This window comes from Buttiauxella izardii, from assembly GCF_003601925.1.
GTDB lineage: Bacteria > Pseudomonadota > Gammaproteobacteria > Enterobacterales > Enterobacteriaceae > Buttiauxella > Buttiauxella izardii.
Window position 1 is genome coordinate 172331 of record NZ_QZWH01000001.1, and the last position, 20858, is coordinate 193188.

Annotated in this window: 22 protein-coding genes and 1 pseudogene; 19 read left to right on the top strand and 4 right to left on the bottom strand. The window is 49.4% G+C overall.

Features of this window, described 5'->3' with window-relative positions:
• Positions 1-139 precede the first annotated feature (139 nt).
• The 15 genes from pspA (at position 140) to D6029_RS00900 (ending at position 14750) form a co-directional block, all read left to right on the top strand.
• Positions 140-811 carry a phage shock protein PspA gene (pspA, locus tag D6029_RS00830; protein WP_120062931.1) on the top strand — a complete coding sequence of 224 codons (672 nt, stop codon included), beginning with the start codon at positions 140-142 and terminating at the stop codon, positions 809-811.
• A gap of 63 nt (positions 812-874) precedes the next feature.
• On the top strand, positions 875-1102 hold the full coding sequence (gene pspB, locus D6029_RS00835; protein ID WP_120062932.1) for an envelope stress response membrane protein PspB: 228 nt from the start codon (positions 875-877) through the stop codon (positions 1100-1102).
• A complete protein-coding gene (gene pspC / locus D6029_RS00840; RefSeq protein ID WP_120062933.1) occupies positions 1102-1461 on the top strand; it encodes an envelope stress response membrane protein PspC in 360 nt (119 codons plus the stop codon). Before pspB ends, pspC begins: the two co-directional genes overlap by 1 nt.
• An 89-nt stretch (positions 1462-1550) precedes the next feature.
• Positions 1551-1781, top strand: coding sequence for a phage shock protein PspD (gene pspD / locus D6029_RS00845; RefSeq protein ID WP_120062975.1), 231 nt, complete (start codon positions 1551-1553; stop codon positions 1779-1781).
• A gap of 189 nt (positions 1782-1970) precedes the next feature.
• On the top strand, positions 1971-3656 hold the full coding sequence (locus tag D6029_RS00850; RefSeq protein ID WP_120062934.1) for a sugar phosphorylase: 1686 nt from the start codon (positions 1971-1973) through the stop codon (positions 3654-3656).
• Positions 3657-3671: 15 nt separating this feature from the next.
• Positions 3672-4964 carry an ABC transporter substrate-binding protein gene (locus D6029_RS00855; RefSeq protein WP_120062935.1) on the top strand — a complete coding sequence of 431 codons (1293 nt, stop codon included), beginning with the start codon at positions 3672-3674 and terminating at the stop codon, positions 4962-4964.
• Positions 4965-4982: 18 nt separating this feature from the next.
• Positions 4983-5855, top strand: a complete 873-nt coding sequence (locus D6029_RS00860) for a carbohydrate ABC transporter permease (protein WP_120062976.1) — start codon at positions 4983-4985, stop codon at positions 5853-5855.
• Positions 5852-6697 (top strand): carbohydrate ABC transporter permease, encoded by an 846-nt coding sequence (locus tag D6029_RS00865; protein ID WP_120062936.1) that lies wholly within the window; start codon positions 5852-5854, stop codon positions 6695-6697. Before D6029_RS00860 ends, D6029_RS00865 begins: the two co-directional genes overlap by 4 nt.
• A gap of 116 nt (positions 6698-6813) precedes the next feature.
• Positions 6814-7863 carry a zinc-dependent alcohol dehydrogenase gene (locus D6029_RS00870; protein ID WP_120062937.1) on the top strand — a complete coding sequence of 350 codons (1050 nt, stop codon included), beginning with the start codon at positions 6814-6816 and terminating at the stop codon, positions 7861-7863.
• Between the two features lie 15 nt (positions 7864-7878).
• On the top strand, positions 7879-8667 hold the full coding sequence (locus tag D6029_RS00875; RefSeq protein WP_120062938.1) for a sugar phosphate isomerase/epimerase family protein: 789 nt from the start codon (positions 7879-7881) through the stop codon (positions 8665-8667).
• Positions 8668-8680: 13 nt separating this feature from the next.
• The gene (locus D6029_RS00880) at positions 8681-9721 is read left to right on the top strand and encodes a Gfo/Idh/MocA family protein (RefSeq protein WP_120062939.1); all 1041 of its coding nucleotides are present in this window, start codon (positions 8681-8683) and stop codon (positions 9719-9721) included.
• Positions 9718-12000 (top strand): glycoside hydrolase family 65 protein, encoded by a 2283-nt coding sequence (locus D6029_RS00885; protein WP_120062940.1) that lies wholly within the window; start codon positions 9718-9720, stop codon positions 11998-12000. Before D6029_RS00880 ends, D6029_RS00885 begins: the two co-directional genes overlap by 4 nt.
• Positions 11997-12674, top strand: coding sequence for a beta-phosphoglucomutase (gene pgmB, locus D6029_RS00890; RefSeq protein WP_120062941.1), 678 nt, complete (start codon positions 11997-11999; stop codon positions 12672-12674). The genes D6029_RS00885 and pgmB overlap by 4 nt, the downstream gene beginning before the upstream one ends.
• A gap of 15 nt (positions 12675-12689) precedes the next feature.
• A complete protein-coding gene (locus D6029_RS00895; RefSeq protein WP_120062942.1) occupies positions 12690-13769 on the top strand; it encodes an ABC transporter ATP-binding protein in 1080 nt (359 codons plus the stop codon).
• A 69-nt stretch (positions 13770-13838) separates the two neighbouring features.
• Complete coding sequence (locus D6029_RS00900) at positions 13839-14750, top strand: OmpG family monomeric porin (protein ID WP_120062943.1); 912 nt, start codon at positions 13839-13841, stop codon at positions 14748-14750.
• A 74-nt stretch (positions 14751-14824) separates the two neighbouring features.
• On the opposite strand, the gene D6029_RS22805 is transcribed toward D6029_RS00900, so the two are convergent.
• From D6029_RS22805 to D6029_RS00920, 4 genes are all read right to left on the bottom strand, one after another.
• Entirely contained in the window at positions 14825-15160 is a 336-nt protein-coding gene (locus tag D6029_RS22805; protein ID WP_120062944.1) for a DUF2645 family protein, read from the bottom strand.
• Positions 15157-15870, bottom strand: coding sequence for a hypothetical protein (locus D6029_RS00910; protein ID WP_120062945.1), 714 nt, complete (start codon positions 15868-15870; stop codon positions 15157-15159). The genes D6029_RS22805 and D6029_RS00910 overlap by 4 nt, the downstream gene beginning before the upstream one ends.
• Positions 15871-15901: 31 nt before the next feature.
• Positions 15902-16381: an Hcp family type VI secretion system effector gene (locus D6029_RS00915; protein ID WP_120062946.1), complete on the bottom strand. Its 480-nt coding sequence runs from the start codon at positions 16379-16381 to the stop codon at positions 15902-15904.
• 261 nt (positions 16382-16642) lie between these two features.
• Positions 16643-17653, bottom strand: coding sequence for a LacI family DNA-binding transcriptional regulator (locus tag D6029_RS00920; RefSeq protein ID WP_120062947.1), 1011 nt, complete (start codon positions 17651-17653; stop codon positions 16643-16645).
• A 182-nt stretch (positions 17654-17835) separates the two neighbouring features.
• On the opposite strand from D6029_RS00920, the gene D6029_RS00925 reads away from it, so the two are divergent.
• From D6029_RS00925 to D6029_RS22635, 4 genes and pseudogenes are all read left to right on the top strand, one after another.
• Positions 17836-19233, top strand: coding sequence for a YcjX family GTP-binding protein (locus D6029_RS00925; protein ID WP_120062948.1), 1398 nt, complete (start codon positions 17836-17838; stop codon positions 19231-19233).
• Positions 19230-20288, top strand: a complete 1059-nt coding sequence (locus D6029_RS00930) for a YcjF family protein (protein ID WP_120062949.1) — start codon at positions 19230-19232, stop codon at positions 20286-20288. Before D6029_RS00925 ends, D6029_RS00930 begins: the two co-directional genes overlap by 4 nt.
• A gap of 103 nt (positions 20289-20391) precedes the next feature.
• The gene (locus tag D6029_RS22755; RefSeq protein ID WP_272482831.1) at positions 20392-20517 is read left to right on the top strand and encodes a hypothetical protein; all 126 of its coding nucleotides are present in this window, start codon (positions 20392-20394) and stop codon (positions 20515-20517) included.
• Positions 20517-20700, top strand: a pseudogene (locus D6029_RS22635) (MFS transporter); the annotation flags it as partial. The gene D6029_RS22755 and the pseudogene D6029_RS22635, both read left to right, overlap by 1 nt.
• Positions 20701-20858 lie beyond the last annotated feature (158 nt).

Genomic DNA, 20858 nt, shown 5'->3' on the forward strand with positions numbered 1-20858 from the left:
CTATAAACGTAATTTGAAACGAGTCAAATTTAATCATTTTCTTTAAAATCAATGAAATAAAAAGTTGGCACACCGCTTGCAATATTCTTGTCGTGCAGGGTGCCAGGCACCTGAAATAATGACTAAAGAGGATTGAATTATGGGTATTTTTTCTCGTTTTGCCGACATCGTGAATGCCAACATCAACTCACTGCTGGAAAAAGCAGAAGATCCACAGAAGCTGGTACGCCTGATGATTCAGGAAATGGAAGACACGCTGGTTGAAGTGCGTTCCACCTCGGCTCGCGCGCTGGCTGAAAAGAAACAGCTTTCTCGTCGCGTAGAACAAGCGACCGCACAGCAGGCGGAATGGCAGGAAAAAGCCGAGCTGGCATTGCGTAAAGATAAAGAAGATCTGGCGCGTGCGGCATTGATCGAAAAGCAAAAAATGACCGATATGATTGCCACCCTGGAAGATGAAGTGGTGCATGTCGATGAAACCCTGGCGCGCATGAAAAAAGAAATTGGCGAGCTTGAGAATAAACTCAGCGAAACCCGCGCGCGCCAGCAGGCACTGACATTACGTCACCAGGCGGCTTCTTCTTCACGTGATGTTCGCCGCCAGCTTGATAGCGGCAAAATTGACGAAGCGATGGCACGTTTTGAATCCTTCGAGCGTCGTATCGACCAGATGGAATCCGAAGCGGAAAGCCACGGTTTTGGCAAACAAAAAAGCCTCGCGACCGAATTTGCCGAGCTGAAAGCAGATGATGAAATCAGCGAACAACTGGCTGCGCTGAAAGCTAAAATGAACAACCAGGATCGTGGGTAATTAACTTTGCTGCGGCGTGCTCAGATTGCGCGCCGCAGCAGGCTAGACTTGTAAGGAGTACACATGAGCGCGCTTTTTCTTGCCATTCCGTTAACGATTTTTGTGTTGTTCGTCGCCCCCATCTGGTTGTGGCTGCATTACAACAACCGCGCTGCGAATGGCGGGCAGTTATCCCAGGGCGAACAGCAACGTTTGGCACAGTTGACTGATGAGGCACGTCGTATGCGTGAACGTATTCAGACGCTGGAGCAGATTCTTGATGCAGAACATCCGAACTGGAGAGACAAATAATGGTGAATACATTTTCCGGTCGTAAATTATGGCGTATCCCTGAAAAGGGCATGGTGAAAGGGGTGTGTGCGGGTATCGCGCAATACCTTGATGTTCCGGTAAAACTGGTGCGCCTGATTACCGTTTTAGCGATGATTTTTGGCCTGTTCTTCTTTGTTTTGGTCGCTTACATCGCACTGACTTTTATCCTTGACCCGATGCCTGCGGGCGCGGAGCAGGGTAAACCACAACCGACAAGCCGCGATTTGCTTGATGAAGTGGATGCCGAATTAGCGGCGGGTGAGCAGCGTTTACGTTCCATGGAACGCTATATCACGTCTGATACGTTCACGTTGCGTAGCCGTTTCCGTCAGCTTTAACCTCAGACTTTCTCCCTCTCCAGGGGAGAGGGCCGGGGTGGGGGCGAACAGATCTCATGCAAATTCTTAACCGTTACACCGGAGATAACATGTCCAAATTCCAGACGGCTGCAAACAAAGCAAAGCCAGGCCTGAAAATCGTTGGCAAATTAGTGCTGCTGACGGCTTTGCGTTATGGCCCCGCAGGCGTCGCGGGTTGGGCGGTTAAATCCGTGGCGCGTCGCCCGTTGAAAATGCTCTTAGCGTTAACGCTTGAGCCCATCATGGCGAAAATTTTGCGCAAGGTTTCAGCGCGTTACAACGGTCCTTCAGTTAAATAACCCTTCTTCTGAACCTGTTCCGCTCCTTCAGGAGTGGAACAGTTCCTTTTCTACGATTCCATTCCCGTTGTTTCATTTAAATTTGCGTTACCTCACAAATATTAATCTTCAGATTCCCCCGCGTTGACACAAAAATAAACCGAGAGTAGTCTCGCTTCTCGTGGTACCGCTCCCATGAGAAAGCTAAAAATGCAAAAAATTAAAGAATTGCTATCCAGCATTTACGACAACACGTTAAATGAACGCGTCATAGACGAATTTATTTCAAGGGTAGAACAGGGCAAGCGTTCCGCTATGAACGCCCGCAAACAAGGCTGGGACGAGAGTGATGTGGTGCTCATTACCTATGCCGATCAGTTTCATCAGCAGAATGAAAAAACCTTAAATACACTTAACGATTTTTATAATCGCTGGCTCAATAAGAGTTTCTCTCATATACATCTTCTGCCATTTTACCCATGGTCATCGGATGATGGTTTTTCGGTGATTGATTATCATCAGGTTGATCCCGTTTGTGGCAACTGGAACGATATTGCAAAGTTAAACAAATCGACAAAATTAATGTTCGATTTTGTTTGCAACCATATATCAGCGAAAAGCAATTGGTTCCAGCAATATCTGGCAGGCAATCCAGAATTTAAGAATTTCTTTATTGCGGTTAATCCAGAATCTGATTTATCAGCGGTGACGCGCCCACGGGCGTTACCGTTGCTTTCGCCATTTACACTGGCAGACGGCACAAAACAACATATCTGGACAACGTTCAGCGATGATCAAATTGACCTCAACTTTGCTAATCCGCAGGTGCTATTGGCAATGGTTGATGTGCTGCTGCACTACCTGAAAGAAGGCGCGGATTACATTCGCCTGGATGCCGTGGGATACATGTGGAAAACCATCGGCACAAATTGTATTCACCTGGAAAAAACGCATCAACTGGTGAAATTATTCCGTGCGGTTGTCGATGAAGTTGCCCCTGGTACCGTGCTGATTACCGAAACCAACGTCCCGCATAAAGATAATATTTCTTACCTCGGCAACGGTCATGACGAAGCGCACATGGTGTATCAGTTCCCACTGCCGCCGTTAGTTCTGCATGCCATTCATACCGGTTCTGCCAAAGTCTTAAGCCAGTGGGGCGCATCATTAGGAAGTAACGGAAACAGGGATACGACCTGGTTTAACTTCCTCGCATCCCACGACGGTATTGGCCTGAACCCACTGCGCGGAATCCTACCAGAAGAGGAAATCTTACAACTGGTGAATCAGCTGCAAGAAGAAGGGGCCTTGGTCAACTGGAAAAATAATCCGGACGGGACGCGTAGCCCGTATGAAATAAACGTCACTTATATGGATGCGTTAAATCGTCGTGATAGCCACGATGAAGAACGCCTGGCGAGATTTATCTTAGCTCACGCCATATTACTGGCTTTCCCTGGCGTCCCGGCAATATACATTCAAAGTATTCTCGGCTCGCGTAACGATTATGCGGGTGTTGAACGGTTGGGTTATAACCGCGCAATAAATCGCCAGAAATATGATTTGAATGAAATCGAAAGCGAATTATCGAGTGAAAATACTTTACGCGAACAGGTCTACAAAAAATTATCTCATCTGATCAATGTTCGTAAAAAACAGCCCGCGTTCCATCCCGACAGTGCCTTTAATGCAGATTGTATCAATGACAGTCTGCTAATGATTAAACGTCATTCAGATAATGGCCATAATGTTCTGGCGTTATTTAATTTGAGCAGTAAACCTCAGTCTCTTGAGCTGCCAGATAATAATTTTGAAGATTTAATTACCGGGTTAAAAATTAACGCAAATCAATCTTACAACATGCAGCCTTATCAGGTGTTGTGGCTTAGCTATTAATATAAGGGAATAACAATGAAAACTTCCAAAACAGTGCTGTTAACAGCACTGATAGCCGCTGCTTTACTCTCAGGATGTAAACAGGACGATCCTGAACAGGTCACGATTGAGTTTATGCACTCATCGGTTGAACAGGAACGCCAGGCCGTCATCAGCAAATTGATCGAGCGCTTCACCCAGGAAAACCCGCAAATTATCGTCAAACAAGTGCCGGTTGAAGAAGATGCCTACAACACCAAAGTGATTACGCTTGCTCGTTCCGGCGCGCTGCCAGAAGTGATTGAAGTCAGCCATGACTATGCAAAAGTCATGGATAAAGAACAGCTTATCGACAGAGATGCGGTAAAAAAGGTTGTGACTAGCGTTGGCGAAAACAGCTTCTACGACGGCGTTCTGCGCGTGGTGCGCACCGAAGATGCAACGGCATTTACCGGCGTGCCTATCAGCGCCTGGTTGGGCGGCATTTGGTATCGCAAATCCGCGCTGGCGAAAGCGGGAATCGCCGAGCCGAAAAACTGGACTGAATTGCTCGATGCCGCACGTAGCATGACCAATACGGCCAACAAGAAATATGGCATTGCGCTGCCAACCGCCGAAAGCGTGATGACTGAGCAGACGTTCTCACAGTTCGCACTGTCCAACGGCGCCAACGTCTTTGACGCAAACGGCAATGTCACCGTGAACTCGCCCGCCATGCTCGCCTCCCTCAATTACTACCGCGACCTTGCGCAGTACACCATGCCGGGTTCCAACGACGTGATGGAAATTAAAGACGCCTTTATGAATGGCACCGCGCCAATGGCCGTCTATTCCACCTACATCCTCCCGGCCTTCTATAAAGACGGTTCGCCGCAAGATTTGGGCTTTGTGGTGCCAACGGAAAAATCTCCAGCGGTATACGGCATGTTGACCTCGCTAACCATTACCTCTGGCCAAAGCAAAGAAGAAACCGCAGCGGCTGAAAAGTTCGTCACCTTCCTTGAAAAGGCACAGAACTCCGCCGATTGGGTGTTGATGTCGCCAGGTGCCGCGCTGCCGGTCACCAAGGCCGTGGTGGAAACCGACAGTTATAAAAACAACGAAGTAATCAAAGCCTTTGGTTCATTGCCTTACGAGCTGATTGCCCAATTCGCCAACGTGCAGGTTTTTGGTTCTGTCGGTGAGAAGAACTTTACCCGCATGGGCGATATCACCGGCTCAGCCATTTTAAGTGAAATGGTCAACCAGGTGACGGTAGGGAAGCAGGCTACCGCCCCGGCACTCGATAAGAGCCAGGGTCGCATCGTTGAGTTAATGAAACAACACTGAACCACAGGATAAGTCATGATGAAAAAGTGGTTTTCAGGCCGCTCTGACATGCCATTTGCCATGATGCTACTGGCCCCCAGCTTGTTATTGCTGGGGGGATTAGTGGCCTGGCCGATGCTGTCGAATATCGAAATTAGTTTCCTGCGTTTGCCGCTGAACCCGAACATCAGTTCGCGGTTTATCGGCCTGGAAAACTACATCAATATCCTGACGGATGCGGCTTTCTGGCACTCGTTGTGGACCACATTCTGGTACACCGCGTTGGTCGTTCTGGGCAGCACAGGTTTAGGACTGGGTGTGGCGCTGTTTTTCAACCGCGAATTTCGGATGCGTAAAACGGCGCGCTCGCTGGTGATCCTTTCCTACGTCACGCCATCTATCTCGCTGGTGTTTGCGTGGAAATACATGTTCAACAGCGGTTACGGCATCGTGAACTTCCTCGGCGTGGACGTGTTGCACATGTTTGATGAAGCGCCGCTGTGGTTCGATAACCCCGGCAGCAGCTTCTTCCTGGTGGTGCTGTTCGCCATCTGGCGCTACTTCCCGTATGCGTTTATTTCGTTTCTCGCCATTTTGCAGACCATCGACAAATCCTTGTACGAAGCCGCAGAAATGGACGGGGCCAACGGTTGGCAGAAATTCAAAATCGTTACGCTGCCCGCGATTATGCCGGTGCTGGCAACCGTGGTGACGCTGCGCACCATCTGGATGTTCTACATGTTTGCCGATGTCTGGTTGCTGACCACCAAAGTCAACATTCTTGGCGTCTATCTGTATAAAACCGCCTTTGCCTTTAATGACTTAGGGAAAGCAGCGGCTATTTCCGTCGTGCTGTTCGTCATTATCTTCGCCGTCATCCTGCTGACCAGAAAACGGGTAAATCTCAAATGACCGCAAACAACCGCAAACTCATTGGCCGCATCGGCTTTTATCTGGGGCTGGCGCTATTCCTGGTGGTCACGTTATTCCCGTTCTTTGTGATGCTGATGACGTCGTTCAAAAGCCCGCGAGAAGCGATTTCGTTGCATCCGACCATCTTCCCGCAGGAGTGGACGCTGCAACATTACATCGACATTTTTAACCCGACCATTTTCCCGTTTTTGACCTATTTCAAAAACAGCCTGGTGGTGTCGCTAACCTCTTCAGCGATCGCCGTTTTCATCGGCATTTTAGGGGCTTATGCGCTGTCGAAACTGCGCTTTAAAGGGCGCATGACCATCAACGCCAGTTTTTATGCCGTATACATGTTCTCGGGAATTTTGCTGGTGGTGCCGCTGTTCAAAATCATCACCGCGCTGGGGATTTACGACACCGAACTGGCGCTGATTATCACCATGGTGACGCAAACCCTGCCGACAGCCGTATTCATGCTGAAAAGCTACTTCGACACCATTCCTGACGAAATCGAAGAAGCGGCAATGATGGATGGGCTGAACCGCCTGCAAATCATCTTTTACATCACCGTGCCGCTGGCGATTTCCGGCCTGGTGTCGGTGTTCGTCTACTGCTTTATGGTGGCGTGGAACGACTATCTGTTCGCTTCCATTTTCCTTTCCAGTTCCGCGAACTTCACCTTGCCAGTTGGCCTGAGCACGTTGTTCAGCACGCCGGATTACGTATGGGGAAGAATGATGGCCGCGTCGTTAGTGACCGCGTTGCCAGTGGTTGTGATGTATGCGCTTTCCGAACGTTTTATCAAGAGTGGCCTGACGGCAGGCGGCGTGAAAGGTTGAACAATGTCGGATGGCGCTTGCGCTTATCCGACCTACGAGAATCATCTGAATGCTTTTGTAGGGTGGATAAGCGCAGCGTCATCCACCAAAAATATTTTAAATATCGGAGTTAAAGAATGAAGAAGTTAATCGCAACCGCACCGCGCGTCGCGGCATTAGTGGAATACGAAGATCGCCCGGTTCTGGCCCACGAAGTGAAAATCAAAGTCGCCTTTGGCGCACCAAAACACGGTACCGAAGTCGTGGATTTCCGCGCCGCTAGTCCTTTTATTGATGAAGAGTTCAACACCGAATGGAACCTGTTTGTGCCACGCGCCGAAGGTGCTGCTCGCGGTATCGAATTCGGGAAATTCCAGCTCGGAAACATGGTAGTTGGCGAAGTCGTTAAACGAGGTTCGGACGTGACCGACTACCAAATCGGCGACTCCGTTTGCACTTACGGCCCATTACAAGAAACCGTAATCGCCAACGGCGTTAACAACTACAAATTGCGCAAAATGCCTGCCGGTTCGAGCTGGAAAAACGCGGTTTGTTACGACCCGGCGCAATTCGCCATGAGCGGCGTGCGTGATGGAAACGTACGCGTGGGTGATTTTGTGGTGGTCGTTGGGTTGGGCGCCATCGGGCAAATTGCGGTTCAACTGGCGAAGAAAGCCGGTGCATCCATTGTGATTGGTGTTGACCCTATCGAACACCGCTGTGATATCGCCAAACGCCACGGCGCAGATTTCTGCTTTAACCCCATCGGCACCGACGTGGGCCTGGAAATCAAAAAAATCACCAACAAACTGGGCGCGGACGTGATCATCGAAACCAGCGGTAACGATCAGGCGTTACAGGCCGCTCTGCGCGGTATCGCTTACGGCGGCACTATCTCTTACGTGGCCTTCGCCAAACCGTTCCATGATTTTAACCTCGGTCGTGAAGCGCACTTCAACAACGCCAAAATCGTCTTTTCACGCGGCAGCAGCGAACCGAACCCGGATTATCCGCGCTGGGATCGCAAACGCATCGAAGAAACCTGTTGGGAATTGCTGATGAACGGTTATCTCAATTGTGAAGACCTGATTGACCCGGTGGTGACGTTCCATGACAGCGCTGAAAGCTATATGAAGTACGTGGATCAGCATCCGGATCTAAGTATCAAAATGGGCGTTGTTTTTTAATTTAAGGATTTAATCATGAAAATCGGTACTCAGAATCAGGCATTTTTCCCGGCAGACATTTTAGAAAAGTTTAAATACATCAAAGCGATGGGATTCGATGCTTTCGAAATCGACGGCAAATTGTTAGTTGAAAACGTTCTGGCCGTTAAAGCCGCTATCGCGCAAACCGGCCTGCCAGTGACCACCGCATGTGGCGGTTACGATGGCTGGATTGGCGATTTTATTGAAGAGCGCCGCCTGAACGGCCTGCAACAAATCACCCGCATTCTGGAAGCGCTGGCAGAAGTGGGCGGCAAAGGAATCGTGGTGCCTGCGGCATGGGGCATGTTTACCTACCGTTTGCCGCCGATGAACTCGCCGCGCAGCCAGGCAGGCGACCGTAAAGCAGTCAGCGATTCGTTGCGTTATCTCGATGAAGTGGCGGCGCGTACCGGCACCGTGGTTTATCTCGAACCGCTTAACCGCTATCAGGATCACATGATCAACACCCTGGCGGATGCGCGTTCCTACATCGAAGAAAATCAGCTGAAACACACGCAAATCATCGGCGATTTCTATCACATGAACATCGAAGAAGACGATATCAGCGAAGCCTTCCATAAAAATCGCGATCTGCTGGGCCACGTGCATATTGCCGACAATCATCGTTACCAGCCGGGCAGCGGCAGCATTGATTTCAAAAAGCATTTTGAACAGCTTCGCACCGATGGCTATGACGGCTACATCGTCTACGAAGGTCGCATTCGCGCAGAAGATCCGGCGGCGGCCTATCAGCAATCGCTGCAATTTTTGCGTACCTGCTAAGGGGCAACGTGAAATGAATGAAAAACTCAGGGTGGCGATAATCGGTGGCGGCCAGGTCGCAGAAACCGTCCATGCGTCGTATTACCTGACAAGAAGCGAGCTGGAAGTGGTGGCTGTCGTTGACAGCCACCTTGATCGTGCGCAATCCCTTGCCAACCGGCTCGGCATTCCACACGCATTCACTGATGCGGACGAAATGTTCCGCCAGTGCCAGCCGGACATCATCAGCGTTTGTACGCCAAACCGCTTTCACCATCAGCATGTGATGCAAGCGCTGGAACATGGCTGCCACGTGATGTGTGAAAAACCTCCGGCGATGACGCCGGAGCAGGCGGCTGAAATGCGCGATTCCGCTCGCAAAGCAGGCAAAGTTCTGGCTTACGATTTTCATCATCGCTTTGCCAGCGATACGCAATTTTTACGCGAACAAGTGGTTGCCGGAACGCTCGGTGAAGTGTACGTCACCACCGCCAAAGCACTGCGCCGTTGCGGTGTTCCGGGCTGGGGTGTTTTCACCAATAAAGAGTTACAGGGCGGCGGGCCGTTAATCGACATCGGCATCCATATGTTGGATGCGGCGATGTACGTGCTCGGTTTCCCGGCGGTGCGCCGCGTGTACGCTCATTCATTCCAGAAACTCGGCACCCGCAAAAATAGCGGCCAATTCGGTGAGTGGGACCCAAAAACCTACACCGTTGAAGACGCGTTATTCGCCACTATCGAATTTCATAACGGTGGCATCCTGCGCCTGGAAACCTCATTCGCTTTGAATATCGAACCGATTTCAGTGATGAACGTGGAGTTTTGCGGGGTTAACGCTGGAGCGACACTTTTCCCAGCGCATATTTATCAGGATGAAGGCGGGAAGCTCGTGACGTTGTCACAACGCGAAACTGCCGACACCGAACGCCATTTCAAAAGCATGCGCGCCTTTGTTGACCACGTACTTGGCGCACCCGTCAGCATCGCCGATGCCGAGCAGGGATATCTTATTCAGCAACTGGTCGCGGCCATTTATCGCGCGGCAGAATCAGGAGCGAGCATCGACTTATGAGCACTTTAACGCGGCTTGATGAGCCGCAATTTAGCCCCCATACGCTGAATAAATTTGCCACCCTGATGGCGGCGGGAAATGGTTATCTTGGGCTACGTGCCAGCCATGAAGAAGCTTACACCGACCAGACGCGTGGCATGTATCTGGCGGGTTTCTACCATCGCAGTTCGTCTGTCGAAACCACGGAACTGGTCAATTTGCCGGACATCCTGCAAATGCGCATCGAGCTTGATGGTGAAATTTTTACCTTGATCTCCGGCTCAATACTCGATTATCAGCGTGAGCTGGACTTCGCCAGCGGCGAACTGCGCCGCCGCGTGGTCTGGCTTGCGCCTAACGGCAAGCGCTACCAGATTGAATGCCAACGCTTTTTATCTGCGGCGCAGCATTCACTGGTGTGTTCACGTATCGCCATTACTCCGCTGGATGACAGCGCGAATGTGACCATCAGCAGCGGTATCGATGCCACACAAACCAACTCGGGCCGCCAGCATCTTGATGAAACCAGCGTTCGTGTCTTTGAACAGCGCTATTTACAGGGCTGTTACCGCACACTCGACGGCAGCAACGAAGTGGTGATCAGCAGTTTTTGCGCGGTGCCTGCCGAAAGTTGCAGTAGTTTCTACGCGAAAAACCGCCGTCTGACGCAGCACTGTAGCGGCAAAATCGGGAAGGGCGAAGCGTTCAGCCTGGTGAAAACCAGCTGGATTGCCAGCTCGCTGGATGCGGATTATCACGCGCAAACGTGCAGTTATGTGACGATCAACAAACTGATTCAGTGTGTGGAGCAAGGTTATGACTCGCTACTGGCTGAATCTGCCGCAGTCTGGCAGAGCTACTGGCAACGCAGTCGCGTCATCGTTGAAAGTGAAAACAGCCAGGATCAAAGGGCGTTGGATTTTGCGCTTTACCATCTTTTCGCCATGACACCCACGCACAACGAACGTTGCAGCATTGCGGCAAAAGGGCTGACGGGCGAAGGATACAAAGGCCATGTGTTCTGGGATACCGAAGTATTCCTGCTGCCTTTCCATTTAATGACGCAGCCGGAAATTGCTCGCCAGTTGTTGAGTTATCGTTGGCATAACCTGCCGGGTGCGAGAAACAAAGCCAGTAAAAATGGTTTGCAGGGCGCGTTGTTCCCATGGGAAAGCGCATGGTCGGGTCAAGAAGAAACGCCAGAATTTGCGGCGATTAATATCCGTACCGGATTACGGCAGAAAGTGGCCTCGGCACTGGCGGAGCATCACCTGGTGGCGGATATCGCCTGGGCGGTAGATGCTTATTATCAGGCCACACGCGACGATGCGTTTATGCGCGAACGCGGTATTGAGCTGCTTTTGGAAACCGCACGTTTCTGGATAAGCCGCGCTGTTGACGTCAACGGCAGGCTGGAATTGCACGATATTATCGGCCCGGATGAATACACCGAGCACGTCGACAATAACGCTTACACTAACTCTCTGGCGCATTTCAATGTCGAGCGTGCGAAGCATTACTTGCAGCAATTCGAGATTAAGGATGTGTATTTCACCCGCCAGGCAGACGACTTCCTTGAACGTCTCTATGTGCCTGCTGCCAGTGGCGAAAACCTGATCCCGCAGGACGATACTTTCTTCCGTAAACCGACCATCGATCTCACGCACTATAAACAGCAGCAGGGAACGCAGGCGATTTTGCTCGATTACTCACGCGCTGAAGTCAACGAGATGCAAATTCTCAAGCAGGCGGATGTGGTGATGCTGACTTACATGTTGCCGGGGAAATTTACCGCTGAGCAGATGCAGGCCAATCTCGATTATTACGAGCCACGTACCATCCATGACTCTTCATTGAGTAAAGCTATTCATGGCGTAATTGCTGCACGTTGTGGCCGCCCGGAGCAGGCTTACGCGTTCTGGCAGCAGGCGTGTCTGATTGATTTGGGTGATGAACCGCATAGTTGCGACGACGGAATCCATGCCGCAGCGACGGGTGCTATCTGGCTGGGTGCGGTGCAAGGTTTTATCGGGCTGACCGTTGAGCAGGGCGAGTTGCATCTCAACCCGCGTTTACCTGCGCAGTGGCAATCTGCCTCGCTGCCATTTTATTGGCAAGGTGCGCGCATTCATCTGAAGCTGACCCCGCAGCAGGTGGCGATTTCTGTCTTTGGTAAAAACCCTGTCACGCTCCATTTGGGTGAAAAGCAGGTATCGGTATTGGGCTCACAAACTTACTTATTGGCGGATTTCTTTGCGCCTGTTACTGGGAGCGGTACCACAAAGGGAGCCAAACCATGAAACCTCAGGCAGTGATTTTTGACTTAGATGGAGTGGTCACTGATACCGCGCATCTGCACTTTCTGGCCTGGCAAAGTATCGCAGCGGAACTCGATATAACTGTCGACGAACAGATCAATGAACAGTTGAAGGGCATCAGCCGGATGGATTCTCTGGCGCGTATTTTACGTATTGGCGGCGCTGAACAGCGGTACAGCGAGCAGGAAAAAAACCGTCTGGCAGAGCGTAAAAATGCGTTGTATGTCGCATCGCTGCAACAGTTGAGTCCGGCGTCCGTCTTGCCGGGTATTGCGGCATTGCTCGAAGAACTTCATCGCCAGGATGTGCGCGTGGGCCTGGCCTCGGTTTCGCTCAATGCGCCGCGCATTATAAAGGCGCTCGGTTTAGTCGAACAATTCGATTTTTGCGCCGATGCCGGGCAAATCAAGCATTCCAAGCCTGACCCTGAGATTTTCATCGCGGCTTGCGCGGGGCTGGGCGTGTCACCGGCAAATTGCATCGGCATTGAAGATGCGCAGGCTGGCGTCGAAGCAATTAACGCAAGCGGCATGCTTTCGTTGGGCATTGGTGAGCAACTTAAACACGCAGATTTATTACTGCCCACCACCGCGCAGTTGAACTGGCCGCTTCTGCAAACATTCTGGTTAAACCAGCACAGCGCACACGCTGTGTGAGAAAAGGAACACGTGATGGCACAACTTTCGTTGCAGCACATACAGAAAATTTATAATAACAACGTTCATGTGGTGAAAGATTTCACCCTCGAAATCGAAGACAAAGAATTTATCGTCTTTGTGGGGCCGTCTGGCTGTGGTAAATCGACGACGTTACGCATGATTGCCGGGCTTGAAGAGATTAGCGGCGGCAAACTGCTGATTGACGGCGTGTGCATGAACGATGTTCCTGCCAAATCACGCGGCATCGCCATGGTGTTCCAGAACTATGCGCTGTACCCGCATATGTCGGTGTACGACAACATGGCGTTCGGGCTGAAAATGCAAAAGCTTGATGCCAAAATTATCGACGAACGTGTGCAGTGGGCGGCCTCCATTCTGGGGCTGAAAACCTATCTCGATCGCAAACCGGCAGCACTTTCCGGCGGGCAACGTCAGCGTGTGGCGCTGGGTCGCGCCATTGTGCGCGAAGCGGGGGTATTCCTGATGGATGAACCGCTGTCAAACCTCGATGCCAGGTTGCGCGTCCAGATGCGTGCGGAAATCAGCAAGCTACATCAAAAACTTAACACCACCATGATTTACGTCACGCACGATCAAACCGAAGCCATGACCATGGCAACGCGCATCGTGATTATGAAAGATGGAATTATTCAGCAAGTTGGGGCGCCTAAAACCGTTTATAACCATCCAGCAAATATGTTTGTCGCTGGGTTTATTGGCTCGCCTTCTATGAACTTTATCCGTGGCACGCTGGATAACGGTTGTTTTGTTACCGAAACATTGAAGCTGGCGATACCACAAGACAAATATGCCGCCATGAAGCTGGAAAATTACCAACATAAACCAGTGATCTTAGGGATTCGCCCGGAAGATATTTTGGCGTCTCCACAAGAGACGGGAATTGATGCCACTATTTCCGTCGCTGAATTAACCGGTGCGGAATTTATGTTATACGCCACAGTCGGCGGGCATGAATTAACGCTGCGCGCTAACTCTGACGTTGATTATCGAGCGGCACAAACTATAAAAATAGCCTTCGATATGAATAAAAGTCATTTCTTTGATGCTGAAACTGAAATCGCCATTAATTAAATACTTATTGCTGCACAACGCCGGGAAGTCATTCCCGGTTTCTTAGTTATATTTGACAAGGACATCATAATGAAAAAGTTAATCCAATGTACGGCGCTGGCTCTCTGCGCTGGAGCGACCTACGTTCAAGCCGCAGAAACTGAATCATGGCATTATAATATCGGTGCCATGTACGAAATAGAAAACGTTGAAGGGCAGGCGGATGATAAAGACGGGCTATATGAGCCATCGGTCTATTTCAATGCCAGTTACGGCGACTGGACTATTGCGATGACCATGTATCAGGAAGGTTCTGCTGATTATAGTAATTTCACCCGCGGTACTTATTTTAACCGACCTGAATTAGATATTCGCTATCAGATTATTGATAATGACGACTGGTCATTAGGCTTCACCGGTGGTATGCGTAATTACGGCTACCACTTCAAAAATGATGATGGTTCTAATAACGGAACGGCTAATACTCAGCGTTACAAATTCCAGCCTGACTGGAATGTGAATATCAACCAGGACTGGAGCTTCAGCGGCTGGTTGGCGTACTACCGCTTTGATAACGACCTCGACCAGACCGGCTATTCAGACAGCCGTGTTGAAACCGAAACCGGCTTTACCTGGAAAATTAATGAAACCGTCTCGCTGCGCACAAACTACTATTTAGAACGCGGGTTTAATACCGACAGCGATAAAAACAACGGCGAGTTCTCGACCCAGGAAATACGCGCTTATTTACCGATTGCCTTAGGGAATACCACCCTGACGCCATACACCCGTTTAGGGCTGGATCGCTGGACGAACTGGGATTGGTCAGACGATATTGACCGCGAAGATCACGACTATAACCGCCTCGGAATGCTTTACGCCTACGATTTCCAGAACGGACTTTCAATGACGCTGGAATACGCCTACGAGTGGGAAAACCATGATGAAGGTGGGAATGATAGATTCCATTATGCGGGCGTAGGTGTGAATTACGCGTTTTAACCCATATACCCACAACTCGAATTATTTGGGGTATAACCAATTCAATTGGCGGGGTTGCATTCCCGCCAATTGTTTTAGCATGAATAATAAACACCAAAAAAAGACCACAACAAATAGACCAGAAGCAAGGCAATCAATATGGACGGTGTAAACTGCCTGGCGACTAATGACCGCCATAATTTGATGAACAGAGGCAACATAAAAAGCAATGAGACAGGAACCGTAAAAGCCCGACTGTCATCACCACTTTCAAGTATGGTGCAATATGTATGTACCGCATCGTCACCATAAGTCGCTGGAGAATCAATATAAGCAAAAAATGTTATGATCGCTAAACATAGCAAATACCATGCAAGGAAAAATGGATTAATTAGCTGACATAACGTTATGGGTTGTGTGCTTTTCATCATTGAATACCCATCAGTTTTTTTATCCTTTCCCTTCTTTTTATTATCGCTAACCCATATGAAATATAATCTCTTTTAATGTCATCTTTTGGTAGGTAAAGGGCAGTGGTAAAATCCTCCAGGTTTCTTTCGATTCCACGATTATACCTGGACCCAGCTAATACTATTTGAGCATCATTCAAATTCAAAGTATCCGCATCTGGAAAATCATGAATAATTAAACTATGCAGATGAAGTGCCACCATCCTCAAGTTGAAATCATCATCCTGTAGGCATCGACTTATCTGAAGTTGTTGTCTGTTGGATAAATTTCTGGGATTGATTCCAAGAGTTTCCGCGACAACTCTTATTTGCATAGCAACAATCCCGACAGACACTCTATTTGAGTAATCATTGTTGTTTTTGAAGGAATCAATCAGTTGCCTGAAAAGGAGTACCTGAGGTTTTAGATTATCTGGCTTACCACCCGCTTCTTGCCATGCAATACTTGCAAGTAAAAGCGGAGATATCTTTGCTTCGTTTGAATATTTAATGATCGTTTCTTTATGGAACTTTATATATGAGTCTTTGTAGAGATAAAGATATGATTGCCCCCAGTAATTATCAGGATCATCTTGATACATTTTCCATATAGAAAGATCCACTACATCCCACTTAGGGAAATTGTAGCTCTTTATATCACAGTATTTATCTTCAAGATTAGGGTCACGCAAAATGCACTCCTTAGCTTACGTTTTTTGAAAATTAATAAATTCTTTCTTCCCAAAAACTATACCCTGAAGTTCCAGCGATATGATGCTCCCAGGTTATACTTTCATAATTCACAGAGACCATTTCCTCAGGCTGATCTCCCGAATGATCTATTGCATGCGGATACACTATACTTAAAGCGCTTAAATAAACCTTTCTGAGAGTTATAGAATAATAAAGTTCGTTGGTGCCTGAAAATGACGTTCTAAAGATATCAAATTTCATATCCAGTTCTTCATTGTTGGAAATGGCAACACCTAACAATGGTGAAGATTTATCAATAAGTTTGATAAAGGACAATGGGCCATGGTTGACATTTTGTGCTCTGGTGACGGCATGCTCCATCGACATCACTAATATTTGATCTCTATGGGATGTTTGATATTTATTACCAATTGATTCGTAAGATGAACATCCAGAAGATATTAGCCCTTGTTTTGCCCCTGTAACAGTAACATAAATCATATTGCTCATAAAAACCTTCCTGATTTTGTAATGGTTAGAGTTATGTAGAGTAATAGACGTATGGTCAATGTATTAACCATAAAGAACAAGGTTGACGAGTGATAATATGAGGTGAAGATCCTGCTTTGAAAACATTAAATTGTAATGGGAAATGTTCTTATAACTCAGGTGAATTTATCTACTCAACAGCATTCATAGATGTTGATTAAACAGATTTACTTTATAGAAAGTGGAAGGGCGGGTTTAGAAAAGTTACCCGCCTTATTCAGATTAGGTAATCGAATCCGTAAACGTTATCACCGTAGGAATTATCGTTCTTGCCGCCGCTGCTTTCCCGGTTATTTTATCAAATAGCAGCGCACTTCCTGAGGTACCTAATTCCAGCGTCGGGACTTCAATACCGCCCGGCGGTGGGGAAAGTAAAAAACTCAGCATGTCATTGCTATAACCGACAACCGAAAGCTGTTCGGGGATTTTAATCCCTTTCTCTTGCGCAATGCGATAAATGCTCATTAACTTCAGGCTGTCAGTGGCAAATATGGCATCAGGGAGATTTGAGCGGCTTAATAGTTTATTGGCGGCTTCGAGTGCGGTTTCGTTGGTATATCCCCCATCAACCACCCATTCTTCCGGCAGGCTAATATTTTGCTGTTGCAGGCAATCTTTAAATCCGGCAAGTCGGTCTACGGAAACGTGGTAATCGAGTGGGGCATGCAGGCAAGCTATTTTTCGATGGCCTTTATTAAGCAGGGTTTGCGTGAGCTTGATGCTGTCCTGGTAATTATCGGTATCCACCGAGCAAACGTGTTTGAAATTCCCGTCTACTTTTCCAATTACCACCACCGGAATAGCGTACTGATCTAACTCTTCAAAAAAGGATTCATCGGTCGGTGAGCTGAGCATAATTATGCCCTTAATCATTTTCTGTTTGATTTTACTCACGCACTTTTGCAGATCTTCTTTGCTGTTTTTAGATGTCTGCAAAATGACGTCAAAACCTTCCAGTTCTGCACGAGCGGTAATAGCATGCAGCACTTCTGAGAAGAAAGGATTGCCTGCGGTCGTTTTTGTTGAACGCGTGGAGATCACCATAATCGCGTCAAAGCCAGAGGACGTCAGCGCACGGGCTAATTTATTCGGCTGATAATTTAACTCTTCAATCGCTTTTAAAACACGTTCGAGCGCTTCCGGGGAAATATTAGTCTGCTTATTCAGCACACGCGATACGGTAGATTTGGAAACATTTGCCAAACGGGCAATATCATAAATGGTGGGCGACATGACTGAACCGGTCCTGTTCTGCGCCAAAAGATAACGCATATTACTTAACGAGATAGAGACTGTCTATGCACGATGCGTCTGTGTAAATAGGGTGTAAAATTGAGCTATGCACTTTGATTTATCAACATTTACCCCCATAACTTCTCCCATTGAAGTTTCAGAAGGGTGCAACCAGGACGCATATGAACAGAATCAAGAATGAACTGAATGCCCTGATGAACCGGGGCGTGGACCGGCATTTACGCCTGGCCGTGACGGGGTTAAGCCGTAGCGGCAAAACGGCGTTTATCACCGCGATGGTGAACCAATTATTGAGCGTGCATAACGGCGCACGTTTGCCGCTGCTTAATGCGGTGCGTGAAGAACGCCTGCTGGGCGTGAAGCGTGTGCCGCAGCGTGATTTAGGGATTCAGCGTTTCACCTACGACGAAGGACTGGCGCAGCTTTATGGTTCGCCACCGAGTTGGCCGACGCCGACGCGGGGCGTGAGCGAAATGCGCCTTGCGCTGCGTTATCGTTCTAACGATTCCCTGTTACGCCATTTCAAAGACACATCCACGCTGTATCTGGAAATTGTCGATTATCCGGGCGAGTGGCTGCTGGACTTGCCGATGCTGGCGCAAAATTACCTCACCTGGTCGCGCCAGATGACCAGCCTGTTGACCGGCTCGCGGGCTGAATGGTCGACGCAATGGCGCAAACTGTGTGAAGGGCTGGATCCGTTAGCGCCCGCAGATGAAAACCGCCTGGCGGAAATTTCAGAAGCCTGGACGGATTACCTGCTGCGTTGCAAGCGGGAAGGTTTGCACTTCATCCAGCCGGGGCGTTTTGTACTGCCCGGCGATATGGCGGGTGCGCCAGCGCTGCAATTCTTCCCGTGGGCGGATGTGGACACGATTGGCGAATCAAAACTCGCGCAGGCAGATAAATCCACCAATATCGGCATGTTGCGCACGCGCTTTGATTATTACTGCGAAAAAGTCGTAAAGGGCTTTTATAAGAACCATTTCCTGAAATTTGACCGCCAGATAGTGCTGGTCGATTGCCTGCAACCGCTAAACAGCGGCCCGCAGGCGTTTAACGACATGCGGCTTGCACTCACGCAGTTAATGCAAAGTTTCCATTACGGCCAGCGCACGTTGTTCCGCCGCCTGTTTTCGCCGGTTATCGACAAACTGCTGTTTGCCGCCACCAAGGCTGACCATGTGACCGTCGATCAGCACGCCAATATGGTGTCGCTGCTTCAGCAACTGGTGCAAGACGCCTGGCAAAATGCGGCGTTTGAAGGCATCGACATGGACTGCATGGGGCTTGCCTCGGTGCAGGCTACCCAAAGCGGCCTGGTGGATGTGCGCGGGGAGCAAATCCCGGCGTTACGCGGCAATCGTTTAAGTGATGGTGAGCCATTAACGGTTTACCCTGGCGAAGTGCCTGCGCGTTTGCCGGGCAGCGCATTCTGGGAAAAGCAGGGCTTTCAGTTTGAACAGTTCCGCCCGCAAGTGATGGATGTGGACAAGCCAATGCCGCACATTCGGATGGACGCGGCGCTGGAGTTTTTAATCGGGGATAAATTGCGATGAACGAACCATTAAAACCGCGTATCGATTTCGCGCAACCACTGGATGTGGAAAAAGAAGATATCTATAAAGCGCCGCATGCGTTCAGCGAGCCAGAGGCTGAGAAATTTACGCCAGCGCTCAACTCGTTCGACGACGTTGACGTTGACGATGGCGGGCAAGCGGAAGCGGTGATTGAAGCGGCATTGCGCCCGAAACGCAGCTTGTGGCGGCGGATGGTTCAGGTCGGGCTGGGGCTGTTCGGCGTCAGCGTGGTGGCGCAAGGCATTCAGTGGACACATACCGCGTATGTCACGCAGGACTGGATTGCGCTGGGTGGTGGTATTGCTGGTGGCTTGATTATCGCCGCAGGCGTAGGTTCGGTGGCAACCGAGTGGCGGCGTTTATGGCGTTTGCGCCAGCGTGCGGAAGAACGCGATGAAGCGCGTGAATTGATGCACAGCCACGGTATGGGGAAGGGGAAAGCCTTCTGCGAAAAACTGGCACGCCAGGCCGGGCTTGATCACGGGCATCCTGCGCTGCAACGCTGGTATGCGGCGATTCACGAAACGCAAAACGACCGCGAAGTCGTTGAGCTGTATGCGCGTTTAGTTCAGCCGGTACTGGATAACCAGGCGCGCCGGGAAATCAGCCGTTCGGCGGCTGAATCCACGCTGATGATTGCTGTCAGCCCACTGGCGATGGTGGATATGGCGTTTATCGCCTGGCGTAACTTGCGCCTGATCAACCGTATTGCCACGGTTTATGGCATTGAGTTAGGTTACTACAGCCGCATTCGCTTATTCCGCCTGGTGTTGTTGAATATCGCCTTTGCCGGAGCCAGCGAACTGGTGCGCGAAGTCGGTATGGACTGGATTGGTCAGGATCTCGCGGCAAGACTTTCAACACGCGCCGCGCAGGGGATTGGTGCCGGTTTGCTGACCGCTCGCTTAGGCATTAAAGCGATGGAACTGTGCCGCCCATTGCCGTGGATTGACGGTGATAAACCGAAACTCGGTGATTTCCGCAAGCAGTTAATCGGGCAATTGAAAGAGACCATCAGCAAACGCCCGTCGTAAATCCGCAAGTCCCGCTGATGTAATTATTCAATATCGGTCGGTGAGTTCTCAGTTTTTCAGCGTCGGGTTCCTAAAATGGAAGGAATTTCATCCGGAGGGAACCATGAAGCCTGAAAACAAAGTGCGCGTACTGGAAAGGATCTCGCCGCAGATGAGCGAGATCCTTGAATTTCAGAAGGTTCATCCGCAGCCCGTAGTTGCCTCAAATGATTATCCCGCTGTTGGTTAGGCATTTTACAGTGGCTTTATCCCAACGAACCCTTCCCATCGAATTTTCGCGCGTCTGCTGTCGGGGTCATTACGTCTATTAGTCGGCCTGATTGTTTCTATTTTATTTGCCCCCGAAACCAAAGGGCTGTATTTAAATGAGGCGGGAAAAATATCACTGGCACGAAAATCCCCATTGAAATGAAGTAAATATTTTTTTTGCTGACTCGATTTTCTTCATATTCCTGAAAGGAACTCTTTGTATTCACCCTCTAAATTGATGTGCATCAATAGACTCGCCTTTGAACCCACGTCTATTAAGGTGCTTATCGTGCATTAAGACAAGTTTTTATAAAAGGTAAG